The 23,178-nt window shown below is 70.8% G+C and carries 23 protein-coding genes; 18 read left to right on the top strand and 5 right to left on the bottom strand.

Going from position 1 to position 23,178, the window contains the following annotated elements; genetic code table 11:
- Positions 1-47 precede the first annotated feature (47 nt).
- The 3 genes from AF1_RS05865 (at position 48) to AF1_RS05855 (ending at position 3,893) form a co-directional block, all read left to right on the top strand.
- Positions 48-1,670 carry an alkaline phosphatase D family protein gene (locus AF1_RS05865; protein ID WP_067793966.1) on the top strand — a complete coding sequence of 541 codons (1,623 nt, stop codon included), beginning with the start codon at positions 48-50 and terminating at the stop codon, positions 1,668-1,670.
- A 196-nt stretch (positions 1,671-1,866) separates the two neighbouring features.
- Complete coding sequence (locus AF1_RS05860; RefSeq protein ID WP_067793965.1) at positions 1,867-3,165, top strand: NYN domain-containing protein; 1,299 nt, start codon at positions 1,867-1,869, stop codon at positions 3,163-3,165.
- Between the two features lie 80 nt (positions 3,166-3,245).
- Positions 3,246-3,893, top strand: coding sequence for a tetratricopeptide repeat protein (locus AF1_RS05855; RefSeq protein ID WP_242608548.1), 648 nt, complete (start codon positions 3,246-3,248; stop codon positions 3,891-3,893).
- 128 nt (positions 3,894-4,021) lie between these two features.
- Here AF1_RS05855 and AF1_RS05850 read toward each other — a convergent pair whose 3' ends face one another.
- Complete coding sequence (locus AF1_RS05850) at positions 4,022-4,546, bottom strand: hypothetical protein (RefSeq protein WP_067793964.1); 525 nt, start codon at positions 4,544-4,546, stop codon at positions 4,022-4,024.
- A gap of 57 nt (positions 4,547-4,603) precedes the next feature.
- Here AF1_RS05850 and pyrE point away from each other — a divergent pair, with 57 nt between their 5' ends.
- Positions 4,604-5,140: an orotate phosphoribosyltransferase gene (pyrE, locus tag AF1_RS05845; RefSeq protein ID WP_067793963.1), complete on the top strand. Its 537-nt coding sequence runs from the start codon at positions 4,604-4,606 to the stop codon at positions 5,138-5,140.
- A gap of 11 nt (positions 5,141-5,151) precedes the next feature.
- Here pyrE and AF1_RS05840 read toward each other — a convergent pair whose 3' ends face one another.
- Both AF1_RS05840 and AF1_RS05835 read right to left on the bottom strand, forming a co-directional pair.
- Positions 5,152-5,553, bottom strand: coding sequence for a RodZ domain-containing protein (locus AF1_RS05840; protein WP_242608549.1), 402 nt, complete (start codon positions 5,551-5,553; stop codon positions 5,152-5,154).
- Between the two features lie 72 nt (positions 5,554-5,625).
- Positions 5,626-6,351 carry a DedA family protein gene (locus AF1_RS05835; RefSeq protein ID WP_067793961.1) on the bottom strand — a complete coding sequence of 242 codons (726 nt, stop codon included), beginning with the start codon at positions 6,349-6,351 and terminating at the stop codon, positions 5,626-5,628.
- 169 nt (positions 6,352-6,520) lie between these two features.
- Here AF1_RS05835 and fbaA point away from each other — a divergent pair, with 169 nt between their 5' ends.
- The 6 genes from fbaA to AF1_RS05805 all read left to right on the top strand — a co-directional run bounded on the left by fbaA (position 6,521) and on the right by AF1_RS05805 (position 11,480).
- Complete coding sequence (gene fbaA / locus AF1_RS05830) at positions 6,521-7,540, top strand: class II fructose-bisphosphate aldolase (RefSeq protein ID WP_067793960.1); 1,020 nt, start codon at positions 6,521-6,523, stop codon at positions 7,538-7,540.
- A gap of 81 nt (positions 7,541-7,621) precedes the next feature.
- Entirely contained in the window at positions 7,622-8,071 is a 450-nt protein-coding gene (locus tag AF1_RS05825) for a winged helix-turn-helix transcriptional regulator (RefSeq protein ID WP_067793959.1), read from the top strand.
- A 48-nt stretch (positions 8,072-8,119) separates the two neighbouring features.
- Complete coding sequence (locus tag AF1_RS05820; RefSeq protein WP_242608550.1) at positions 8,120-8,644, top strand: GNAT family N-acetyltransferase; 525 nt, start codon at positions 8,120-8,122, stop codon at positions 8,642-8,644.
- Between the two features lie 40 nt (positions 8,645-8,684).
- The gene (locus AF1_RS05815) at positions 8,685-9,104 is read left to right on the top strand and encodes a DUF3151 domain-containing protein (protein ID WP_067793957.1); all 420 of its coding nucleotides are present in this window, start codon (positions 8,685-8,687) and stop codon (positions 9,102-9,104) included.
- A gap of 172 nt (positions 9,105-9,276) precedes the next feature.
- The gene (locus AF1_RS05810) at positions 9,277-10,560 is read left to right on the top strand and encodes an adenylosuccinate synthase (RefSeq protein WP_067793956.1); all 1,284 of its coding nucleotides are present in this window, start codon (positions 9,277-9,279) and stop codon (positions 10,558-10,560) included.
- Positions 10,561-10,604: 44 nt separating this feature from the next.
- Positions 10,605-11,480, top strand: coding sequence for a glycerophosphodiester phosphodiesterase family protein (locus AF1_RS05805; protein WP_131732273.1), 876 nt, complete (start codon positions 10,605-10,607; stop codon positions 11,478-11,480).
- 96 nt (positions 11,481-11,576) lie between these two features.
- Here the strand turns inward: AF1_RS05805 and AF1_RS05800 are convergent, their stop codons facing one another.
- A complete protein-coding gene (locus AF1_RS05800; RefSeq protein WP_067793955.1) occupies positions 11,577-12,233 on the bottom strand; it encodes a hemerythrin domain-containing protein in 657 nt (218 codons plus the stop codon).
- Between the two features lie 245 nt (positions 12,234-12,478).
- Here AF1_RS05800 and AF1_RS05795 point away from each other — a divergent pair, with 245 nt between their 5' ends.
- From AF1_RS05795 to AF1_RS34135, 4 genes are all read left to right on the top strand, one after another.
- Complete coding sequence (locus AF1_RS05795; protein ID WP_067793954.1) at positions 12,479-12,715, top strand: heavy-metal-associated domain-containing protein; 237 nt, start codon at positions 12,479-12,481, stop codon at positions 12,713-12,715.
- An 87-nt stretch (positions 12,716-12,802) separates the two neighbouring features.
- Positions 12,803-14,731, top strand: coding sequence for a heavy metal translocating P-type ATPase (locus tag AF1_RS05790; RefSeq protein ID WP_067793953.1), 1,929 nt, complete (start codon positions 12,803-12,805; stop codon positions 14,729-14,731).
- Between the two features lie 5 nt (positions 14,732-14,736).
- Positions 14,737-15,513: a Crp/Fnr family transcriptional regulator gene (locus tag AF1_RS05785; protein WP_067793952.1), complete on the top strand. Its 777-nt coding sequence runs from the start codon at positions 14,737-14,739 to the stop codon at positions 15,511-15,513.
- Positions 15,514-15,614: 101 nt separating this feature from the next.
- Entirely contained in the window at positions 15,615-16,517 is a 903-nt protein-coding gene (locus AF1_RS34135) for an RpnC/YadD family protein (protein ID WP_131732274.1), read from the top strand.
- Between the two features lie 60 nt (positions 16,518-16,577).
- Here AF1_RS34135 and AF1_RS05775 read toward each other — a convergent pair whose 3' ends face one another.
- Positions 16,578-17,663 (bottom strand): magnesium and cobalt transport protein CorA, encoded by a 1,086-nt coding sequence (locus AF1_RS05775; RefSeq protein ID WP_067793950.1) that lies wholly within the window; start codon positions 17,661-17,663, stop codon positions 16,578-16,580.
- Between the two features lie 368 nt (positions 17,664-18,031).
- On the opposite strand from AF1_RS05775, the gene purD reads away from it, so the two are divergent.
- From purD to murA, 4 genes are all read left to right on the top strand, one after another.
- Positions 18,032-19,291, top strand: a complete 1,260-nt coding sequence (gene purD / locus AF1_RS05770; RefSeq protein ID WP_067793949.1) for a phosphoribosylamine--glycine ligase — start codon at positions 18,032-18,034, stop codon at positions 19,289-19,291.
- A 15-nt stretch (positions 19,292-19,306) separates the two neighbouring features.
- Positions 19,307-20,617, top strand: a complete 1,311-nt coding sequence (gene purB / locus AF1_RS05765; RefSeq protein ID WP_067793948.1) for an adenylosuccinate lyase — start codon at positions 19,307-19,309, stop codon at positions 20,615-20,617.
- A gap of 25 nt (positions 20,618-20,642) precedes the next feature.
- Positions 20,643-21,425 (top strand): MOSC domain-containing protein, encoded by a 783-nt coding sequence (locus AF1_RS05760; protein WP_067793947.1) that lies wholly within the window; start codon positions 20,643-20,645, stop codon positions 21,423-21,425.
- Positions 21,426-21,749: 324 nt separating this feature from the next.
- Positions 21,750-23,036 carry a UDP-N-acetylglucosamine 1-carboxyvinyltransferase gene (murA, locus tag AF1_RS05755; protein ID WP_067793972.1) on the top strand — a complete coding sequence of 429 codons (1,287 nt, stop codon included), beginning with the start codon at positions 21,750-21,752 and terminating at the stop codon, positions 23,034-23,036.
- The last annotated feature ends 142 nt before the right edge of the window (positions 23,037-23,178 follow it).

The raw sequence follows: 23,178 nt of genomic DNA, 5'->3' as shown, positions 1-23,178 counted from the left end.
GGCCCGCTGTGGACGCGAGGGGGTCCGGTCCGCTAGAGAGACGGGTTATGAGCGCTTTGCTACTCGGGCCCCATCTCCGGCACGTGAGTCACCACACCGCGACCATCTGGGTGGAGACGGAGCGGCCGGGCGAAGTCCGGGTCGTCAACGAGGAGCACGGCGTGGACGCGTCCGCGCGGACGTTCACGGCGCACGGCCATCACTATGCGCTCGTCGAGATCGAGGGGCTCGCGGCGGGGTCGCGCATCCCGTACGAGGTGCTGGTCGACGGCGAGAGCGTCTGGCCCGAGGACGACGGGTTCCCGCCGTCCCAGATCAGGACGTTCGGCGACGGCGGGGACCTGCGGATCTCGTTCGGGTCCTGCCGCCGGTCGCCGGGCACGGTGGAGGAGTTCGGGTACGACGCGCTCGCCGCGTTCGCGGAACGGCTCCGGACGGGCGGCGACGCCGTCGCCTGGCCGGACATCCTGCTCATGATCGGCGACCAGGTGTACGCCGACGAACTGAGCGACGAGATGCGCGCGTTCATCGGCGGACGGCGCGGGCCGGGCGAGCCGCCCGCCGACGAGGCCGCCGACTTCGAGGACTACACGCACCTGTACAAGCTGGCCTGGCACGGCGATCCGGCGGTCCGGTGGCTGCTGTCGACCGTCCCCACCTTCACGATCTTCGACGACCACGACATCCGGGACGACTGGAACACCTCCTACGCCTGGCGTCAGAAAATGTGGTCACAACCCTGGTGGCGGGCCCGCATCACCGGCGGAATCGGGTCGTACTGGATCTACCAGCATCTCGGGAACATGTCGCCGCAGGACCGGGCGTCCGATCCCCTCTTCGAGGCGCTGCGGAAGGCGTCCGACACGACGGGCGACGCCGGGGCCGTCCTGGACGAGTTCGCGGAGAAGGCCGACAAGGAGCCCGCCAGCACGCGCTGGAGCTACGCCCACGACTGGGGCGGCACCCGCCTGATCGTCGTCGACAGCCGATGCTCCCGGCTCCTCACGGCGGACCGCCGCGGCATGCTCGACGACGAAGAATTCCAGTGGCTGGACGGTCAGTGCCAGGGCGGCATGGACCACCTGCTCATCGCGAGTTCTCTCCCCTACCTGCTCCCTGCGGCGATCCACCATGCCGAGTCCTGGAACGAGGCCGTCGCCGAGGGCGCCTGGGGCAGGCGTGGTGCCGGGATCGGGGAGAAGATCCGGCAGGCCGCCGACCTTGAGCACTGGGCCGCGTTCGAACGCTCGTTCCGCGACGTGGCCGCTGATGTCGTCTCCGTCGGACGTGGGGAACGTGGTCCCGCCCCGGCCAGCATTTCGTTTCTCTCCGGCGACATCCACTACTCGTATCTGGCACGTGTCACCACGCCCGTCACCCAGTCGAAGATCTCTCAGATCGTGTGCTCGCCCCTGCGGAATCCCCTGCAGGGCAAGTTCCGGTGGGCGAACCGCATCGCCTCTTCGCGGACTGCGGGCGGCCCGTTCCGGATGCTGGCGAAACTGGCGAAGGTGCCGGTCCCGCCCCTTCGCTGGCGCATGACCGACGGCCCCTGGTTCTCCAACGCCATCGCCACCGTCGAACTGTCAGGACGCGACTGCAACGTCCGGTGGGAGACTCCGCACGGCGACGGCAAGCTCACCGAGATGGGCTGCGCCGGTATCACGTGATACGGACGTCCGTTCCCGCCAGGGCTTCCATCTCTTTGTTACCGAAGAGTCGCCAACGAGCGGGTCGTCATGAAAGAGTGACGAATCGCCGTATGGGCTTACTGGGCTGCGGGGCTTCACTACGCTATAGGCGCCCGGTGCCGCTACGCCGAGTGGGCACGCTGTGAGCTCCCGTATTGAGGAAGGACGGTGCCGCATGGACCGCTGCGCGCTGTTCGTAGACGCCGGCTACCTGCTGGCGGACGGTGCCATGGCTGTACACGGCACGCGCCATCGCGAGACGGTCTCGTGGGACTTCGGCGGCCTCCTGAAACTGCTCGGCGACCTCGCCAAGGACCGCACCGGCCTGCCGCTGCTGCGCTGCTACTGGTACGAGGCGACGATCGAGGGCCGCCGGTCGCCCGAGCACGACGCGCTCGCCGACCTGCCCGGCCTCAAGCTGCGGCTCGGCCGCGCCCGTCCCGGCCGCCGCGAGGGCGTCGACACCGAGATCCACCGCGACCTCATGGCCCTGGCCCGCAACGGCGTGCTCGCCGACGCCGTCCTGATCAGCGGCGACGAGGACCTCGCGCAGGTCGTCACCGACGCCCAGGACCTCGGCGTCCGCGTCACGGTCCTGCACATCGCCGCCGACGGCGACCGGGCGATCTCCCGGACGCTGCGGCAGGAGTGCGACGACCTCATCGAGGTCAACTCCAGCCAACTGCGTCCCTACGTCAACCTCCTCACCGGCATGGACGGGACGTCCGGTTCCTCGACCGGGCTGAGCCCCCTGTCCAACGGGCACGGAAGCGCCAACGGCCACGGCGGCGCGCTCGGCCCGCTCCAGACGACCTCGCACGGCGGACCGCCGCCCGCGTCCCCGGTCAGCGGGCCGCCGCCGTCGTCCGTCCGCGACCTCGGCCCGGCCATGACCGGCGGGATGAGCACCGGTTCGGCCGGCCCCGGGATGAGCACCGGGCCGATGCCGCTGCCCGGCGGCACCGGCGGCGGGCTCGCCGGATCGTCCTACGGCACCGGCGGCCGGCAGCCCCCGCTCCAGCCCATCCCCTCCTCCGCACAGGCGCCCTCCTCCACACCGCCGCTGCCGCCGCTCCCCGGGCCGCAGTACGGCTCGTCGCCCGTCCCGGCGCCGTCCCCGCCGTCCCCCCCGCAGACGCTGCCGTCACACCAGGGCGGCCGGCACGGCGGCCAGCAGGGCCCCTACACCGGCCCGCAGCAGGTGTCACCCGTCCCGGCGCAGCAGACCCCGACGCTGTCGGACGCCGTCAAATCCGCCCACCAGGAGGGCCAGGACTTCGGCGAATCCGTCGCCCGGGACGCGCCCGCGCTGTGGCTGGAGGCCGTCCTCGCCCGCAAACCGCGCATGCCGTCCGACCTGGAGGCGCGGCTGCTGCAGGGCTCCTCACTGCCCATCGACTTCCTCCTGCACGACGAGGTGCGACACGCGCTGCGCCGCGGTTTCTGGGACGCACTCGAACGTTCCCGCAGGTGAACCGGCAGGCACCCGGCGGTATCCCACGATCATCGGGGATTCGCCCGCTTCGGCCGCACGCCGCCGGGTAGCGTTGAAGCGTGACGCACGTGACGGAAGACGATCTCGACGATCTGGAGTTCGACACCCTGCGCACCGGCGATCACATCTCGGCGGCCCGCCGGCTGTCCGAGCTGGCCGACTCGGTCTCCGGTGGGGTGTCACGCGCCAACGTCCTGCTGCGCGCCGGTGAGCAGTGGCAGCACGCAGGCGATCACGCCAAGGCGGCTGATTTGTACCGCCAGGCCATGGAGGACGGCGGCGAAACCTACGGCGACCCGCGCGCCTATCTCGCCGACGCGCTGTTCGAGCTGGGCCGCGCCGACGAGGCCCGCGCGCTCGTCGAGCAGATCCGCGCCGACCGTCCCCGTGACCCCGAGGTGTACCGCGCCGTCGCCGAGGTGCTGTACGCCCAGGGCGACGCGACCGGCGCGCACGAATGGGCGACCAGCGGCGCCGACGTCGTCCTCGCCCTCCGTGACCGTGCCGTCGGCACCGGCATGGGCGGCGGCCCCGACGAGGCCCCGTCCCCTGACGCCGACTCCCTCACTCCGGGCCCGGACGACGTCGCCATCGCCGAAGACAGCCTGGAGGCCCTCCTCCGCCTGCGCTACCGCGCCCGAGTCGACCTGGGCCGCAGCGAGGACGACTACGACGCCCTCCTGGACGACCTCCTCAAGAACGCGTAGCCAACCCAGGGGGCGCCCCCTGGAACCCCCGTCACGGCCGAGGGGCTGTTCTCACGCTGTCGGGACTGTGACGGGTGCGCATGGCGCCGCTGGGGCGCCGGGCATGCGCGCGGGGGGTGGCTGAGGGGCTACAGGTGGGTGATCAGTTCGTGCAGGGATTGGGCTACGGGCGCGGGGGGTTCGTGTTCGGCGACGGGCCAGCCGCGTAGGCGAGCCTCTCTGACGGCCTCATCGCGCTCGGACGAGGCGGCACCGTCCGGATGTGTGCGGAGGTAGCCGCAGGGCGCCTCCGGCCAATCTGGGGCCATGGGGAGGTCGTTCTGCGGGGCGGCGTGGTCATGTCCGCCGCGGCGCGGCAGGTCGGCGTCGACGAACACGAAGCCGCCGATGGGACGGTGGGCGGCGCGCTGGGCGAGGGCGATGCCCGGCAGGAGCGGGCCGGCGGCGCCGCGCGCGACGAGGACGAGCGGCGCGGCGGGGTCGTTCGCGGTGATGGCCAGCGAGGCGCGGGCGATGTAGCGGGTACCGGTCTCGTCCGGGACGTCCGGCGCCAGCACGTCCAGGCCGTACGAGCGGAGCATCCGGGGCAGCTCGCCCCAGGAGTCCGCGGTGGTGTTCGGGGCGTGCAGCAGGACGACGCTTCCGGGTGTCACGCCGCGAACCTACACGGCGGCGACGGGACACGCGCACCGGGTCAATAGGCTCTGAGCGTGAGCGATCGTGACGAGCTGCTGCAGAAGATCAAGGACAAGGCCGTGGTGCACGGCGACTTCGTGCTGTCGTCGGGCAAGCGGGCGTCCTGGTATGTGGACCTGCGCCGGGTGACGCTGGACGGGGCCGCGGCGCCGCTGGTGGGGCGGGTCATGCTGGACGAGACCGCCGACCTCGACTACGACGCCGTCGGCGGGCTCACGCTCGGCGCCGACCCGGTGGCGACGGCGATGCTGCACGCGGCGGCGGCGCGCGGGCGGACACTGGACGCGTTCGTCGTCCGCAAGGCGGGCAAGGCGCACGGGCTGCAACGGCGGATCGAGGGCCCGGACGTCGAGGGCCGTCGTGTCCTCGCCGTCGAGGACACCTCCACGACGGGCGGGTCCGTCCTCACGGCGGTGGAGGCGCTGCGGGAGGCGGGCGCGGAGGTCGTGGCGGTCGCGACGATCCTGGAGCGCGGCGCGGCCGCCCGGATCGCCGAGGAGGGGCTCGTCTACCGCCACCCGTACGACGTGGCGGATCTGGGCCTGGACTGAGCGGGACTCGGTCAGCTCTTGGCCTTCACGAACCACTGGGCGCGCAGCCCGGCGGGCTTCTGCGGCTGCACCTCGCCGTAGATGACGACCTTCAGGGAGCCGCCGTTGCCGGCGGCGACCTGGAGGGGCGACTCCTTGTACTGGAGTGTCTCCCCGGTGTTGAGCGTTCCGTTGGTGAGCACCTTGCCGCCGGCGTCCGCGACGCGCACGACCACGGTCGTGGGCTGGCCGGTCACGCGGATCACCAGCGGCACGGCGACCGAGGGCGAGGTCTTGGCGCTGCTCTCGCTCGGGGACGCCCTGCCGCCGCCCGACGGGGAGGCGAGCGTCGCAGGCCCCTTCTTTTCGGGTTCGCCCGAGATCGCGTTGACCAGAGCCATGCCGCCCACGACGAGGAGGGCCAAGGCGGCCACCACGGCCAATGCCGCGATCAGTATGCGCGCGAGACCCCTAGGGTCCGACCGATGACGTCCCACATGGGGAGGTTAGCGATAACTGTCGCCGCTGAGCGACGGACGTGACTCTTCGGGACCATTCTTATTCGGACCACGGTCCGATTTACGGCCCTTCATCACCTCCCGGATGATCGGGATCACGGAGAGAATCAGGATGACCGCGACGCCGGGAAGGATGTACCGCTCCACGTCGGGCACCTCGGAACCGAGGAAGTGGCCCAGCAGGAACAGCGCGTCCGTCCAGACGATGCCGCCGATGGCGTTCCAGACGAAGAATTTGCGCGGGTCCATGCCGAGCATCCCGGCGAGCGGGTTCAGGAACGTCCGGACGATCGGGATGAACCGGGCCAGCACCACCGCCTTGGCGGGGCCGAAGCGGTTGAAGTAGTACTCGGCCTTCTCCACCCACTCCTGCTTGAAGATGCGGGAGTCCGGCCGGTCGAACAGCTTGCGGCCGTATCTGGCGCCGAGGAGGTGTCCGAGCTGGGCGCCGGCGATCGCCGCGATCGGGCCGCCGATGAGCAGCCAGGGCAGCGACAGGGGCTGGAACTCCTGCCCGTTGACGGTCGAGACCGCCGTGAGGATCCCCGCCGTGAAGAGCAGCGAGTCGCCCGGGAGGATGCAGCCGAACAGCAGTCCGGTCTCCGCGAAGATGATGGCGAGCACGCCGATCGTCGCGAACGTGCCGAAGAGCTGCAGCCACGCGGTCGGGTGCAGCCACTCGGTGATGCTTAGAGGAAGGGTCGTGAGATCCACACGGCGAGCGTACCTTTCATCTCACTCCGCATACGCGGGATACTGGTGGTGGACGGCATGCCCGACCCGGAAACCGCGTGACCTGGGCACTCCCCTGGGTACCGGACCGGGGAGCCACCGCCCGGCCCAGTCGCCCGGCGGCACCGCTGCGTATGAAAGGACGCTGACAATGCCCATCGCAACGCCCGAGGTCTACGCGGAGATGCTCGACCGTGCGAAGCAGGACGGCTTCGCCTTCCCCGCGATCAACGTGACGTCCAGCCAGACGCTGAACGCCGCGCTGCGCGGCTTCGCGGAGGCCGAGAGCGACGGGATCGTGCAGGTGTCCACCGGTGGAGCCGAGTACCTGTCCGGCTCCACCGTGAAGGACATGGTCACGGGTGCGACCGCGCTCGCCGAGTACGCCCGGGTCGTGGCCGCCAAGTACCCGGTGAACATCGCCCTGCACACCGACCACTGCCCGAAGGACAAGCTGGACGGCTTCATGCGTCCGCTGATCAAGATCTCCCAGGAGCGGGTGGCGCGCGGCGAGGAGCCGCTGTTCCAGTCGCACATGTGGGACGGGTCCGCCGTCGAGCTGACCGAGAACCTGGAGATCGCCGCCGAGCTGCTGGACGAGTGCGCCAAGGCCCGGATCATCATGGAGATGGAGATCGGCGTCGTCGGCGGCGAGGAGGACGGCGTCGCCAACGAGATCAACGAGAAGCTGTACACGACGCCGGGTGACGCGCTCGCGACCGCCGAGGCCGTCGGCGTGGGCGAGAAGGGCCGCTACATCCTGGCCGCGACGTTCGGCAACGTGCACGGCGTCTACAAGCCGGGCTCGGTCAAGCTGCGTCCCGAGGTGCTCAAGGAGATCCAGGACGCGGTCGGCGCCAAGCACGGCAAGGACAAGCCGTTCGACCTGGTGTTCCACGGCGGCTCCGGCTCCACGCTGGAGGAGATCCGCGAGGCCGTCTCCTACGGCGTCATCAAGATGAACATCGACACCGACACCCAGTACGCGTTCACCCGTCCGGTCGCGGACCACATGTTCCGCAACTACGACGGCGTCCTGAAGGTGGACGGCGAGGTCGGCAACAAGAAGCAGTACGACCCGCGCTCGTGGGGCAAGGCCGCCGAGGCCGCGATGGCCGCCCGCATCGTCGAGGCCGCCGAGAACCTCCGGTCCGCCGGCAAGAAGCTCTAGCGGCGGCCCGCCGCGACCGGCCCCGGGGAACGCCGTCCCCGGGGCCGGGTTTTTTCATGAAACCCGGATAGGGTCGGAGACGTGGCACTGCCCCGCACTTACGAGTCGCAGAACTGTTCGGTCGCCCGCTCGCTGGAGGTCGTCGGCGACCGGTGGACGATGCTGGTGATCCGCAGCGCCTTCCAGGGCGTGCGGCGCTTCGACGACTTCCAGGACGCCCTCGGCGTGGCCCGCAACGTCCTCACCGACCGCCTGAACCGGCTGTGCGCCGAGGGCATCATGCGGCGCGTCCCGTACCAGCGGCGCCCGGAGCGCTTCGAGTACCGCCTCACCCGCAAGGGCGTCGAACTGTGGCCGGCGGTCATGACCCTGCTGATGTGGGGCGACCGCCATTACGCGCCCGAAGGGCCGCCTCTGATCATCGGTCACCGGGGCTGCGACGGGACGCTGACACCCCGGCTCACCTGCGATTCCTGCGGCGCGCCCCTCGGCCCGGCCGATGTGGAACCGCGCCCCGGCCCCGGCGCCTGACTCCTTTATGAGTTGCTTCACACAACCTTCTGCGGTCCAATGAGTTGCATGACACAACTCGATGTGCGCAGCGCCGCCCATATCGACGACATCCGGATCCGCCCGTACGGCTTCGCCGACCGGGACCGCCTGCGCCGGATGTCGGACCGGCTGTCGGCCGCCAGCCTCTACACGCGCTTCTTCTCCGGGACGCCCCGCATCCCCGAGTACTACGTCGGCCTGCTCGACCGCCTCGACCACTGGGACCGCGAGGCCATGGTCGGGCTGGACGGCGACGAGCTCGTCGGCATCGCCGAATACGTCCGCGACCCGAAACGCCCCGGGCGCGCCGAGGTCGCCGTCCTCGTCACCGACCCGTGGCAGCGTCGCGGCCTCGGCAGCGTTCTGATCGCCTACCTGTCCCAACTCGCCGGACGGCGCGGCATCACCGAGTTCGACGCCGACATCGTCCTCACCAACCACGGGGCCCTGCTGTTCGTCCGGCACGGCTGGCCCGCCGCCCGCTCCACCCGCGACGGCGGCGCGGCCCACTTCACCCTGCCCCTCCCCATCCCCGTCCTGTCCGGAGCCTGACCTCGGCCGGGTTGCCGGGGATCGGACAAGCCCGCCTACGATGACCCGCATGACCCAGAACCTGCTCGGCGGCCCTCCTCCGACCGAACTGCCGGACAACAGCGAGGCCCGGACGGCCCTGGAGAACGGCGTCGATCCGTTCGAGGTCGCCGCACGCCACCCGGACTACCCGGCCGCGTGGGCGGAACTGGCCGACCGCGCCTTCGCGGGCGGCAGCGTCATCGACTCCTACGCGTTCGCCCGCACCGGCTACCACCGCGGCCTGGACCAGTTGCGCCGGGCCGGCTGGAAGGGGCATGGGCCCATCCCGTGGGAGCACGAGGCCAACCGCGGCTTCCTGCGCGCCCTGCACGCCCTCGGCCGCGCCGCCGCCGCGATCGGCGAGGACGAGGAGGCCGAACGCTGCAGGGCGTTCCTCCGCGACAGCAGCCCCGCCGCGGCCGACGCACTGGCGAACTGACCGCGTACCAGGGAGCATGAGTCGCCACGCAACCTCAAGCGTCGCGATTGCGTGCAAAGTTCAGAACATACCTGCGGTTTTCCTCCGCTCGCGGAGGCGGGTACGCTTTGATCGCAAGAGGCCCCTTCGCCCTTGCGGCGACCGGGGCCTTCGTCGTGGGAAGGGAAATGGCATGCCTGCCATCGTTCTTGTCGGTGCCCAGTGGGGGGATGAGGGCAAGGGCAAGGCAACAGACCTGCTCGGCGGAGAGGTCGACTACGTCGTCCGCTACCAGGGCGGCAACAACGCCGGCCACACCGTGGTCATCGGCGACAAGAGCTACGCGCTGCACCTGCTGCCGTCCGGGGTGCTGTCGCCCGACGTCATCCCGGTCATCGGCAACGGCGTGGTGATCGACCCGGCCGTCCTGCTGCAGGAGATCGACGGCCTGCGGGAGCGCGGCATCTCGTGCGAGCGGCTGCTGATCTCGGCGAACGCGCATCTGATCATGCCGCACCACCGAGCCCTCGACAAGGTCACCGAGCGCTACCTCGGCAAGGCCCGGATCGGCACCACCGGGCGCGGCATCGGCCCCACCTACGCCGACAAGATCAACCGGATGGGCATCCGCGTCCAGGACCTGTTCGACCCGAACATCCTCACCCAGAAGCTCGACCTGGCGCTGCGCGAGAAGAACCAGGTCCTGACGAAGGTCTACAACCGGCGCCGCATCGAGACGGGCCCGATCGTCCAGGAGTACGTGACCTACGGCGAACGCCTGAAGCCGTTCATCGCCGACACCACGCTGGTGCTCAACAAGGCGCTGGACGACGGCAAGGTCGTTCTGCTGGAGGGCGCCCAGGGCACGCTGCTGGACATCGACCACGGCACCTACCCGTTCGTGACGTCGTCCAGCCCCACCGCCGGCGGCGCGTGCGCGGGCTCCGGCATCGGCCCCACGAAGATCAACCGCGTGATCGGCATCCTGAAGGCGTACACGACCCGCGTGGGCTCCGGGCCGTTCCCCACCGAACTGCTGGACGAGCAGGGCGAGTACCTGCGCAAGACCGGCGGCGAGTACGGCGTCACCACGGGACGCGACCGGCGCTGCGGCTGGTTCGACGCGGTCATCGCCCGCTACGCCACCCGCGTCAACGGCATCACGGACTACTTCCTCACCAAGCTGGACGTCCTGTCCGGGCTGGAGCGGGTCCCGGTGTGCGTCGCCTACGAGGTCGACGGCGAGCGGATGGACGAGCTGCCCACGACGCAGACCGAATTCCACCACGCCAAGCCCGTCCTTGAGTACCTGGACGGCTGGCAGGAGGACATCACCGGCGCCAAGACGTTCGAGGACCTGCCGCACAACGCGCAGGCGTACGTCCGGGCGCTGGAGGAGATGTCCGGCGCGCAGATCTCCGCCATCGGCGTCGGCCCCGGCCGCGACCAGACGCTCTCACTTCGCTCCCTTGTCTGACATCGTTCACCGCGCGGCCGGTCACGGGCGGTAGCGTGCGTGCGGTGATCCCTACCGTCGAGGTGCACGGACACCGGGGCGCGCGCGGCCTCCGTCCGGAGAACACCCTTCCCGGTTTCGCCCACGCCCTCGGCCTCGGCGTCGACGTGATCGAACTGGATGTGGGCCTCACCTCCGACGGCACGGTCGTCCTGAACCACGATCAGGTCCTGTCGCCGATGAACCTCACCGACACCGGCCCGGCCCAACCCGACGACCCCGATTTCCCCTACGTGGGCAAGGCGATCCGTGAGCTGACGCTCGCCCAGATCCGCACGGTGGACGCGGGCCTCGGCCACCGGGCGCCCGTGCCCGGCGCCCGGATCCCCACGCTGGCCGAGGCGTGCGCCCTGCTCGCCCCCTCGGACGTGAAACTCGCCGTCGAACTCAAGACCGACCCCTCCTGGACGGACGAGGAGGTCGAACTCTTCACGGCCGCCGTGGTGGACGTCCTGGCGTCCCACGGGCTGACCCGGAGAGCCCGCCTCCTGGCCTTCGACTGGCGCGTCCTGGCCGAGGCCCGGCGCCACTATCCGTTGTTCGACCGGGTCGCCCTGATCGAACGCGCGACCCTCGTCCCCGGCACGGCCTGGCCGGCGGGTCGCTCACCGGAGAACCCGGTGACCGCCGCGCTGGCCGCCGGCGCGACGATCCTCTCGCCCGAACACGCCATCACCACCCCCGCCCTCGTCGAGGAGGCCCACGCCTTCGCCCTCCCGGTCGCCGTCTGGACGGTCAACACCCCGGAGGACATGACCCGCTTCATCGGCTACGGCGTGGACGCGGTGGTCACCGACTACCCCGACCGCCTGCACCGGATTCTGGCGTCCCACGGCCTTCCCCGGCCGTCCCCGCGCATCCCGGCCGCCCACCTGCCCTAGCCGCGCGGGAAGAGTGCGCTCAGCCGGGGCGGCCCGCGCCGAAGTCCGGCCGGGGCGCCCCGGCGTGCCCGGCCGTTCTCTCAGCCGCGTCCTCGCCTACTCGTGCCCGCCGCCGTGGTCGCCCTCCTGTTCCATTCGGTCGAACAGTTGCTGCGCCTGTTCGGCGGTGAGGCGCTGGTCGAGGAGGGGCAGATAGACCTCCTCCTCCTTGGCGAAGTGCAGTTTGACCAGCGTGTAGGAGCCGTAGAGCACGCGGCGCAGCTCCCGCTGGGCCTGCGCGCTCGGCGGCTGCGTGAGCTGCTTGTTCAGGGCTTCCAGTTCATCGGTCAGCTTCACGACCTCCACGTGGTCGCGGCGCATCGTCGCGGTCACCGGCACGTTGCCGAGCAACCGGTCGATCTCCGCGTACAGCACCTTGTCCTCGGCCTGCGCGTGCGGCACCAGATGCCCGGCCAGGAACTCGTGGGCCGCGGTGGTCTTGGTCCGCAGTTCCTTCCACTGCGCGTTGCCGACGGCGTCGCCGGCGGCGCGCAGCTCCTCGATGTGGGGCAGCAGTTCCTTGTGCTCGTCCCGCAGCGGCTGGGTGACCGGCTCGGTCCGGCCCGCGTGTTCGGTGGCGGCCACCTGCCGCCCCTCGGCCTTCCCCTCGGTCTTCCCGGCGTTCCCGTCGCTGATCAGGTAGGCACCCCCCGCCAACGCGAGCGCCGCGATCCCGGAGGTCCCGATGACGAACCGTGAACGTACCTTTTTCATGTCCCATCTCCCTGTGCACACGGCCGGTGGCCGATCCTCGACGAGGAAGCTAGGAAGCCGCGGACGCACCCACCATGACGTGCGTCAATCAACCGCTCATCAGCCGAATTCCGGGGGGGTGTCCGGGTGAATACGCGGCAGCTTGACGCGCGTCATGTTCGTTCCCGGCGCGCTTCCCTACCGTCGACGGCGCCGACCTGATCACAGGTTCCGCGGCCGATCGAAGAACCGGGAAGGGACGCGTCATGAGCGCTCAGACCAGCACACGACGGACGCTGCTGCGCAGCGGCGAATTCAGCTGCCCCTCGTGCGTCGCGAAGATCGAGAAGCGGCTGCTCCGCACGCCGGGCGTCACCGCCGCCAAGGTGCACTTCACCACCGGCAGGATCGAGATCGACCACGACCCGCGGGTCGCGTCCGTCGACACGCTGGTCACGGCCGTCGGCGAGGCCGGCTATCGCGCCGTCCCGTCCGCCTTCTGAGCGGATGATCCGTTGACCGGGCGACCGTCACAACTCGCAGGAGAGTCGATCTCCACGTTCACGTCGCGACCGCCGGCCTCACAGGTGTTGCGGGGAGCACGCCGGGCGGTCCGCCACCGGTGGGCCGCCTCCGCCGTCAGCGGACTGCTGATCGTCGCGGCCCCGATAGTCGAGCGGACGGTGGACCCGGACACCGGCAGGGCCCTGATGGTGGCGGCCTCGCTGGTGGCGGGCGGCCCCATCGCCGTACGGGCGGCGCGCTCCCTCGGCCACCGCACGATCGGCATCGAACTGCTGGTCACCACGGCCTCGGTCGGGGCGCTGGTCATCGGCGAGTTCTGGGAGGCCGCGGCGGTGACCTTCCTGTTCGCGGTCGGCGGGGCCCTGGAGGCGAGCACGCTGGGCCGCACCCGGCGGGCGCTGGCCGAACTGCTCGATCTGGCCCCCGCCGTGGCGGTGGTGGTCAGGGACGGCGAGCAGGTACAGGTCGCCGCCGACCAGGTCGGTGTCGGCGAGACCGTGCTGGTCAAGAACGGCGCCAAGGTGCCCGTGGACGGCGAGGTCATCGACGGGCGGGCCGTCGTGGACGAGGCGGGCATCACCGGGGAGTCGATCCCGGCGGACAAGGGCGCCGGCGCGAAGGTCTTCGCCGGCACGGTCAGCCGGGGCGGCTTCATCCGGGTCCGGGCGACCGGTGTGGGCGCCGACACCACGCTGGCGCGCGTCGTCCACCGGGTCGAGGAGGCGCAGGAGGAGAAGGCGCGGGCACAGCGGTTCATCGAACGGTTCTCCCGCTGGTACACCCCGGGGATCATGGTGCTCGCCGCCGTCGCCGGGCTGCTGACCGAAGATGTCGTGATGGCCCTGACCCTGCTGGTCATCAGCTGCCCCGGCGCGCTGGTGATCTCGATGCCGGTGTCGATCGTGGCCGGCATCGGCCGGGCCGCCCGGTCCGGCATCCTGATCAAAGGCGGTGAGCACCTGGAGACCGCGGCGAGGGTGACGGCCGTGGCGCTGGACAAGACCGGCACGCTGACCCGAGGACGGCCCCGGCTGACCGACCTGGTGCCGGTGCCGGGCACCACGCAACGCGACCTGCTCGGCTGGGCCGCGCTGGCCGAGGCGGGCTCGGAGCACCCGCTGGCACGGCCGGTGCTGGAAGCCGCCCGGGAGGCGGGTCTGCCGGCGCCACCGCTGCCCGACCAGGTCGTACCGCACCCGGGCAAGGGCGTGCAGGCCCGTTCCGGTACGCACCGGATCGTGGTCGGCTCGCTCGGCCTGCTCGCCGAGTCGGGGATCGTGGCGGATCCCTGGACGCGGGCCACGGTGGCCGGATTCGCCGAGGCCGGCCGCACCCCCATGGCGGTCGCCCTCGACGGGGCGGTGCTCGGCGTCATCGCCATGGCCGACGAGGTACGGGCCGACGCCGCCGCGATGGTCCGGGGACTGCGCGACGCGGGTGTGCGGCGGGTGGTCATGCTGACCGGCGACGATGCGCGCGTCGCCCGAGCCGTCGCCGCGACCACCGGTGTCGCGGAGGTACGGGCCGGTCTGCTGCCGGAGGACAAGCTTGCGGCGGTCCGGGCATTGCAGGCCGAGGGGCAGGTCGTCGCGATGGTGGGTGACGGGGTCAACGACGCACCCGCCCTGGCCACCGCGGACGTCGGGATCGCGATGGGCGCCGCCGGAAGCGACGTCGCACTTGAGACCGCCGATCTGGCGCTGATGAGCGACAACCTGATGCGGTTGCCGGAGGCGATCAGGCTGTCTCGGCTGACCGTGCGCAACCTCCGCCAGAACGCGGCCATCGCGCTGGTCACGGTGGCCGTGTTGCTGAGCGGCGTACTGCTGGGCGGGGTGACCATGGCGATCGGGATGTTCGTGCATCAGGCCTCGGTGCTGGTCGTGATCGTCAATGGCATGCGGCTGCTGCGGATACGGCCGCGTACCGTGGAAGCCCACCGGGCGGGTGCCGCAGCCGGTGAGGTGCGGCCCGCCACCGCGGGGAGCAGGTGAGGGACATGGGGAAGGATCGCCGGACCACGCCGCTGCGGCGCCCCTGCGCCGCCCCGCACGACTGCCCGCGGCCGATGCGGCTGAAGGTGCTGTCGCACGCCCGGTTCTTCACCGGGCTGGGCGTCGCCGAGATCGCCGCCATCGAAGCCCGCATGCGGGTCCGCGGGTACGCCGAGGGCGAGCGGATCTACCATGCCGGCGCTCATGCCGACCACCTGTTCGTACTGGCCAGCGGCCGGGTCAAGCTGGTCCGCCCGACACCGGACGGGCAGGACGTGCTGGTCGACATCGTCACGCCGGGGGGCCTGTTCGGAACGCTGACCACGCTCGGCGAGCCGGAGTTCACCGACACCGCCGAGGCGCTCACGGTCGCGTGCGCGCTGTCCATCTCCGCGGACGACTTCCGCGCCGTCCTGCACCGGCACCCCAGCGTCGCGCTCGCGGTGGTGGACTACCTCGGGCACCGCCTGGAGGAGACGCGGCAGGCCCTGCGGCGGCTGTCGGGCGGCACGGTCGAGCAGCGGGTCGCGGCGACCCTCCTGACCTTGGCCGACCGGCTCGGCGAACCCAGGCGCGGCGCCGTCCTGTTGCAACTGCCACTGACCCGCAGCGACCTGGCCGCGATGACCGGCAGCACGACGGAGTCGGTCAGCAGGGCCATGAGCCGGCTGCGCAAGGAAGGCGTCATCGAGACCGGCCGCCGATGGACCTCGATCATCGACCGGGACCGCCTCGCCCGGCTGGCCGATGCGGACGCCCGCCCAGCGAAAGACCGAAACTGACGGCGATCGCCGGTCCGGCCCGGCGGCCAGGGCAACCGGGACATCCCTCCCTTATCGTCGTTTGCTGTATGCGCATGATCGACCACCCTTAGTGTGTGAACGTGCCGACACGAGAACACGAGATCTGGCTCGACCTGATCCAGGAACGACCACTGTTAGCGGCGGACCTGCTGCGCCTGGTGCATCCGGAGATTCCGGATTTCGAGCGGGCCCGCATCGAGTCCGGGGGGCTGAACGAGCACAAGCCGACGGAGTACCGCGCCGACTCGGTGGTCAGCCTGCTGGCCGGCGACGAGACGGCGCTGGCGCTGATCGTGGAGGTGCAGCGCGGCCCGGTCAAGGACAAGCGCTGGAGCTGGCCGGCCTATCTGGGGGCGCTCTGGGGCCGCCGGCGGTGCCCGGTGGCCCTGCTGGTGATCTGTCCCGACCGGGGTGTCGCACGGCAGGCCCGGGTTCCGATCCGGATGGGACATCCGGGCCTGGTGGTCACGCCGCTGGTCCTGGGTCCGGACGAGATCCCGGTGATCATCGACCCGGGCGAGGCGGCGGAGAACGTGGAGCTGACGGTGCTGTCGGCGCTGGTGCACGGCACCGAACCGACCGCGGAGAAGATCTTCGCCGCCATGTTCGACGCGTTCCACCACACCGATACCGACGAGGCCCAGGGATATATTGACGAACTGCTGGCAATGCTTCCCCGAGCGGCCGGGCAGCTTCTGGAGGCGATGATGCAGACCAAGCAACGCGAGTACAAGAGCGACTACTTCCGCAGGGCCGAGGCCGAGGGCAGGGCCAAGGGCGAGGCCGAGGGCAGGGCCAAGGGCGAGGCCGAGGGCAGGGCTAAAGGCGAGGCCAGGGCGCTCCTGACCGTGCTGGACAGCCGCGGCATCGAGGTGACCGACGAGATCCACGCCCGCATCATCGGATGCACCGACCTCGAGCAGCTCGACACCTGGCTCCGCCGTGCCGTGACCGCCGCCTCGGCCGGTGACCTCTTCGACTGATCTACGAGCGTCGCCGTCTTTGAGCAGGGCCGCACAGCCCCGCCGCCGCCGGTGGCGGGGCTACAGCCAGCCGTTGCGGCGGAAGCCTCTGTACAGAGCCAGGCACGCCAGGGTGATGACGCCGAGGATCATGGGGTAGCCGTAGTGCCACTGGGTTTCGGGCATGTGCTTGAAGTTCATGCCGTAGACCCCCGCTATGGCGGTGGGGACCATGAAGATGGCGCCCCAGGCGGAGATCTTGCGCATGTCCTTGTTGTCGGCGACGGTGACCTGGGTCATGTGCGCCTGGAGGATGGGGTTGAGGAGTTCGTCGTAGGACTCGACCTGCTCGCGGACGCGGGTGAGGTGGTCCTCGACGTCGCGGAGGTACTCCTTTATCTCGGCGGGGACGAAGCGGCGGCCGGAGAGGTTGCGCAGCGGGCCGGCGAGCGGGCCCACGGCGCGCTTGAGCTGGATGACCTCGCGCTTGAGCCGGTAGATGCGGCGGGACTCGTCGGTGCGCTCCGGGGAGAAGACGGCCTCTTCGACCTCGTCGATGTCCTCCATGACGGCGGCGGCGACGCAGACGTAGCCGTCCACGACGCGGTCGGCGACGGCGTGCAGGACGGCGGCGGGGCCGAGCGCGAGGCGGGCCGGGTCCTTCTCCAGGTCGCACCGGACGGCGCCGAGCGCGCCGTGGGTGCCGTGCCGGACGGTGACGACGAAGTCGGGCCCGCAGAAGAGCATGACCTCGCCGGTGACCACGACCTCGGGGCCGCCCGGCTCGCTCGGCACGTACCCGACGGTCTTCATGACGACGAAGTGGACGTCGTCGTAGCGCTCCAGCTTGGGCCGCTGGTGGGCGTGGATGGCGTCCTCGACGGCGAGCGGGTGCAGGCCGAAGACCTCGGCGATGTCGGCGAGTTCGGCGGCGGACGGCTCGTGGAGGCCGACCCAGACGAAGCCGGCGCTGTCGCCGTCGGGAATGAGGCGGCCGTCGCGGACGAGGCGGACGGCGTCGGCGACGGTGGCGGTGGAGACGCGGTGCCCGTCGATGTAGGCGGCCCAGTCGATGACGGCGGAATGGCGGTTCGGCGGCTGCACGCTCGTGGGGCGGCCACGCGTCTTGAACAGCGCGCGGCCCGGACGGACTCGTGTCATGGCCATGAGGTGCTCCTAACCCGCCGGCCACGCACCGAGCGCGCGCTCGACCCAGGCTGGTCAGCTAAGGGAGCGCGCGAGGGCGACGGCCGGACGCCAGACGGAGGCGGACGGAAGAACAGTCCTGTGCGGACTGTGAGGGTTTTCTGGCGAACTGCAAGTATCACCAGGACTCATCCCGACCACCTCCTTTCACACACCTCGACACCGGGCGGTCAAGCCCGTGGCAGCTTACCAGCCGCTATTTAGGACGCCGTCCATAACGGCAAGGTTCACCGGCCCCAATGTGATGGTCACCTCACCGGCCTCAACGCCCGTTAGGGCGGGGACTATGCCGGACCTACCCCGAGGCGGGATCTGTAAGCTCGCATGACGTGCGAGTACTCGTCCTTGGATCGGGTGGCCGCGAGCATGCGCTCGCCCGCGCCCTGCACCGCGACCCTGCCGTCACCGCTCTCCACTGCGCCCCGGGCAATCCGGGCACGGCCGAGATCGCGGACAACCACCAGCTCGACCCGTGCGATCCGACGGCGGTGACCGAGCTGGCCGCACGGCTGCGGATCGAGCTCGTCGTCGTCGGCCCGGAGGCGGTGCTGGTGGCGGGGGTCGGCGACGCCCTGCGCAGGGCGGGCATCCCGTGTTTCGGCCCGGACCGCGCCGCCGCCCGGATCGAGGCGTCCAAGGCGTTCGCGAAGGAGATCATGGCGGAGGCCGGGGTGCCCACCGCCGCGGCGCGGGTCTGTGAGACGTCCGCGCAGGTCGAGGCGGCGCTGGACGCGTTCGGCCCGCCCTACGTGGTGAAGGACGACGGTCTCGCGGCCGGCAAGGGCGTCGTCGTCACCGAGGACCGCGCGATCGCCTCCCGGCACGCCGCCGCCTGCGCCCGCGTCGTGATCGAGGAGTTCCTGGACGGCCCCGAGGTCTCCCTGTTCGCGCTGTGCGACGGGCAGCACGCCGTCCCGCTGCTGCCCGCCCAGGACTTCAAGCGCGCCTACGACGGTGACGAGGGCCCCAACACGGGTGGGATGGGCGCCTACACGCCGCTTCCCTGGGCGCCACCGGACCTTGTGGACGAGGTCATGTCCACGGTCGTCCAGCCCGCCGTGGACGAGCTGCGCCGCCGCGAGACGCCGTACGTGGGCGTCCTGTACGCGGGGCTGGCGCTGACGTCCAGGGGGGTGCGCGTGGTGGAGTTCAACGCGCGCTTCGGCGATCCCGAGACCCAGGTCGTCCTGGACCGGCTGGCGACCCCGATCGCCACGCTCCTGCAGGCGTGCGCGATCGGCGGGCTCGACCCCGCGTTCCGTCCCGAATGGCATCCGGGCGCGGCCGTCACCGTCGTCGTGGCCGCCGAGGGCTATCCGGCCGCCCCCGTGAAGGGCGACGAGATCACCGGGCTGGACGAGGCCGCCAGGGTGCCCGGCGCGTACGTCCTGCACGCGGGCACGAAGCTCGGCGGGGAGGGACGTCTCGTCGCGAACGGTGGGCGTGTCCTGAACGTCGTCGGGACCGGCCCCGACCTCGCCGCCGCCCGCGCCACCGCCTACGCGGCCGTCTCCAAGATCGCCCTCCGCGGCTCCCACCACCGGGGGGACATCGCACTCAAGGCCGCCAGCGTCATCGACCCTGGGTAATGCGACAATTGTCGGGTGATTGAGCGGTACACACTTCCGGAGATGGGGCGCGTCTGGAGCGACGCGCACAAGTACGAGCTGTGGTGCCAGGTGGAGGTCCTCGTCGTCGAGGCCCACGCCGAGGCCGGCACGATCCCGCCGGAGGTGGTGGAGCCGGTGCGCAAGGCGCCGCCGCCGACGCCCGAGGCGGTGCACGAGATCGAGGCGGTCACCCAGCATGACGTGATCGCCTTCCTGTCGGCGTGGGCGGACAACACCGAGCCGCGGGAGGCCGCCCGGTACGTCCATTTCGGCATGACGTCGTCCGACCTGCTGGACACCGCGCTCGCGCTGCAGCTCGCCGAGGCCACCGACATCCTGCTGGAGAAGGCCGACACGCTGGTCGCGACGCTGCGCGACCACGCGCTGGCGCACCGGGCGACGCTGCGGGTCGGGCGGACGCACGGCATCCACGGCGAACCGGACGTGTGGGGGCACCGTGTCGCCGACTTCGCGTTCGCGATGGCCCGCTCCCGGGACCGGCTGCGGCGTGCCCGCGAGGCCGTCGGGGTGATGGCGATCTCCGGCGCGGTCGGGACGTACTCCAACATCGACCCGGCGGTCGAGCTGCACGTGGCGCGGAAGCTGGGGCTGCGGTCGGCCGACGTGTCGACGCAGGTCGTGATGCGCGACGGCATCAGCGAGTGGGTGTCCGCGCTGGCGATCATGGCGACGGTGTGCGAGGCGATCGCGCTGGAGGTCCGGCACGGGCAGCGCACCGAGGTCCGCGAGCTGTGGGAGCCCTTCGGGAAGGGGCAGAAGGGCTCGTCGGCGATGCCGCACAAGAAGAACCCGATCATCTCTGAGCGGCTCGCCGGGATGGCCCGGATCGTCCGCGCCCAGATCGTCCCGGTTCTGGAGGGCATTCCGCTGTGGCACGAGCGCGACATCTCGCACTCGTCCACCGAGCGGATCGCGCTGCCGGACGCGTCCATCGCGCTCGACTACATGCTGAACCTGACGAACCGCCTCATGTCCGGGCTTGTCGTGGACGAGGCGCGGATGAAGGCGAACCTGGAGTCGACCGGCGGGCTCATCTACACCTCCACCGTGCTCCTGGAACTGGTCGAGGCGGGCATGTCCCGCGACGACGAGGCGTACCCGCTCGTCCAGAAGGCCGCGATGGAGACGTGGGAGAGCGGGACGCCCTTCCGCGAGACGCTCCGCAGGCACGCCGCCGAGGCGGGCCTGAAACTGGACGAGAAGCGCCTGGACGAGGTGTGCCGTCCCGAGCGCTTCGTCGAACGCCTGGACCCGGTCTTCGACCGGTTGGCCACTCTCGGCTGAGAGCAGGAACCGACAGGAGGGGCCCTTGAAGGGGACCGTGACCGAGCTGAACGCCTATCCGCTCAAGAGCGGCGGCGGAACCACGCTGCACAGCGCCGAACTGACCGCCAGGGGTCTGCCGTTCGACCGGGAGTTCATGCTGATCACCCCCAAGGGTCGTCTCCTGTCCCAGCGGGAACTCGCGCAGATGGCGCTGTTGCGTCCGTCCTATGACGGCGAGGTCCTCACAGTGGACGCTCCCGAAACCTCACCGCTCGTCCACAAGGCCATGGACGACGGTGAGGTTCTGGACGTGACCGTCCACCGGAAGGAGTGCCAGGGCATCGACCAGGGCGATGAGGCCGCGGCCTGGTTCTCGGACCTGTTCGGCACCGACTGCCGCCTCGTCCGCTTCACCGGTCACCGGCCCACGTCACGGGGCGGCGGGGAGCTGATGTTCGCCGACGGGTACCCGCTGCTGGTCATCTCCGCCGAATCCCTGGCCGATCTCAACACGCGCCTGGACGAGCCGCTCCCGATGAACCGGTTCCGTCCGAGCATCGTCATCGAGGGCCTCGGCCCTTACGGCGAGGACGACGTGCGCCTCCTGCGCGTCGGCGGGGCCGTCATCGAGATGGTCAAGTCGTGCGCCCGGTGCGTCATCACGACCACCGACCAGGAGACCGCTGAGCGCGGCCGTGAGCCGCTGCGGACGCTCGCCGGCTACCGCAACCGGGACGGCGGCGTCCAGTTCGGCTACAACGCCGTACCGCGCGTTCTGGGCACCCTCACGGTCGGCGACCCGATCGAGGTCCTCGAACCTCGCTGACTCCCCGGCGCCGCCCTCCCGGCCGATGACGGCGGCCAGGCGATTCACCTAAATGATCACGATAGTCGCCCCTGCGGAAGGTCGCCGCCCCTAGGCTCACCTTGGGAAATTTCCTGGGGAGTGCGAACTTTTGGCGTGTTGCGGAGGTCTCACCATGCAGACTGACGCCAGCGTGGCGGACCGGGCGGCGCACGTCCGGTCCGGTGGTTTACTGGGGGTCGCGTTGGCGCAGAGGGGGATACCGTTCGGCGCGCTCGGCCCTCGTGCTCCCGATTGATTGCAGGCACCCTAACCGCACCCGAGAAGGAGTAAGGCGGCATGAGCATGGGCCACGAGGTTCGCTACCGCGTGCACGGCGGCCGGCAGCTGCACGGCACGGTTTTCATTCAAGGGGCGAAGAACGCCGTTCTACCGATGATCGGGGCCTCGCTGATGGCCGCCAAGGGGCGGACCGTGCTGCGCAACGTCCCGATCATCGAGGACGTGCGGCGGGCGGTGGAGCTCGCGCGGGCCATCGGGGCCAAGGCCGAACTGCACGAGACCGAGCGCACCCTGGTGATCGACGCGTCCTCGCTGAGCAGCCCGGTACTGCCCGCCGACATCGCGTCCCGGTTCCGGGGGTCGTTCCTGTTCGTCCCGGCGCTGCTGCACCGGCTCGGTGAGGCGATCATCGAGGGCGTCGGCGGCTGCAACCTCGGCAGCCGCAACCTCGACTTCCACTACAACGGCTTCAAGCGGATGGGCGCCACGGTCACCGAGCACGTGGCCGACAACGGCGACGGCATCATCCACATCAAGGCCGGCGACCTGCGCGGCGGGACGCTCTACTGCGACACCCCCTCGCACACCGGCACCGAGAACCTGATCATGGCGGCGGCGCTGGCGCACGGCACCACGCTGATCAAGAACGCGGCACTGGAGCCGGAGGTGCTGGACAACATCGCGATCCTCCAGGCGATGGGCGCCAGGATCAGCGGCGGCGGCACCGGGTTCATCACGGTCGAGGGCGTGGACGAGCTGACCGCCGTCGAGCACACCGTGATGCCCGACCGGATCGACACGGGCGTGTTCGTGATGGCCGCCGCGATCACCGGCGGCGACCTGAGCCTCGTCGGCGCCACGCTGGAGCACCTCGGCGTCGCCGCCGACAAGCTGGAGCAGATGGGCGTCGAGTTCCACCAGCAGGGCGCGGTACTGCAGGTCCGCCGGGACCGGACGCTCCGTCCGATCAACGTCATCACCGACGAGTACCCGGGCTTCGCCACCGACCTGCAGTCGCCGATCATGGCGCTGTCGTGCCTCGCCGAGGGACCGTCCTACATCTACGAGCGGATCTTCGACGGCCGGTTCAAGCTGGCCGACGAGCTGCGCAAGATGGGCGCCGACATCGAGGTGGACGGCAACCGCGCGAAGGTGAACGGCCCGCGCGCGCTGCGCGGCGCCGAGGTGGAGGCGCACGACCTGCGCTGCGGCAGTGCCCTCGTCCTCGCGGGCCTCGCCGCCGAGGGCGAGACGACGATCACCTCCGCCTATTATCTCGACCGCGGGCACGCGCACACGGCCGAGCGGCTGTCGCAGCTCGGCGCGGAGATCGTCCGCGAGGTCGGCTAGGGGACGGCCGGGCGGCGGGAAAGCGACCGAATGTGGCCCCGCCCTGACCAACTCCGGTGCGGCGCCTGACGGAACGTGTAACGCCGGCTCACGAAAATCGCCGAGCCGAGAGTTACCGAACGGCTACACCTTGCTGCCGCAG

Origin of the sequence: Actinomadura formosensis NBRC 14204, assembly GCF_001552155.1 — a bacterium.
In the GTDB taxonomy this organism is placed as follows: Bacteria; Actinomycetota; Actinomycetes; order Streptosporangiales; family Streptosporangiaceae; genus Spirillospora; species Spirillospora formosensis.
Note: the sequence above shows the minus strand (reverse complement) of the source record. Positions and strands in the feature narration are given on the sequence as shown.

Coding starts and splice junctions, on each gene's coding strand:
- AF1_RS05860 (WP_067793965.1), top strand. CDS start 1,867: ATGGACCGCTGCGCGCTGTTCGTAGACGCCGGCTACCTGCTGGCGGAC.
- AF1_RS05785 (WP_067793952.1), top strand. CDS start 14,737: ATGGGGAAGGATCGCCGGACCACGCCGCTGCGGCGCCCCTGCGCCGCC.
- AF1_RS05820 (WP_242608550.1), top strand. CDS start 8,120: ATGACACAACTCGATGTGCGCAGCGCCGCCCATATCGACGACATCCGG.
- AF1_RS05815 (WP_067793957.1), top strand. CDS start 8,685: ATGACCCGCATGACCCAGAACCTGCTCGGCGGCCCTCCTCCGACCGAA.
- AF1_RS05800 (WP_067793955.1), bottom strand. CDS start 12,233: ATGAAAAAGGTACGTTCACGGTTCGTCATCGGGACCTCCGGGATCGCG.
- AF1_RS05810 (WP_067793956.1), top strand. CDS start 9,277: ATGCCTGCCATCGTTCTTGTCGGTGCCCAGTGGGGGGATGAGGGCAAG.
- AF1_RS05795 (WP_067793954.1), top strand. CDS start 12,479: ATGAGCGCTCAGACCAGCACACGACGGACGCTGCTGCGCAGCGGCGAA.
- fbaA (WP_067793960.1), top strand. CDS start 6,521: ATGCCCATCGCAACGCCCGAGGTCTACGCGGAGATGCTCGACCGTGCG.
- AF1_RS05865 (WP_067793966.1), top strand. CDS start 48: ATGAGCGCTTTGCTACTCGGGCCCCATCTCCGGCACGTGAGTCACCAC.
- murA (WP_067793972.1), top strand. CDS start 21,750: ATGGGCCACGAGGTTCGCTACCGCGTGCACGGCGGCCGGCAGCTGCAC.
- AF1_RS05775 (WP_067793950.1), bottom strand. CDS start 17,663: ATGGCCATGACACGAGTCCGTCCGGGCCGCGCGCTGTTCAAGACGCGT.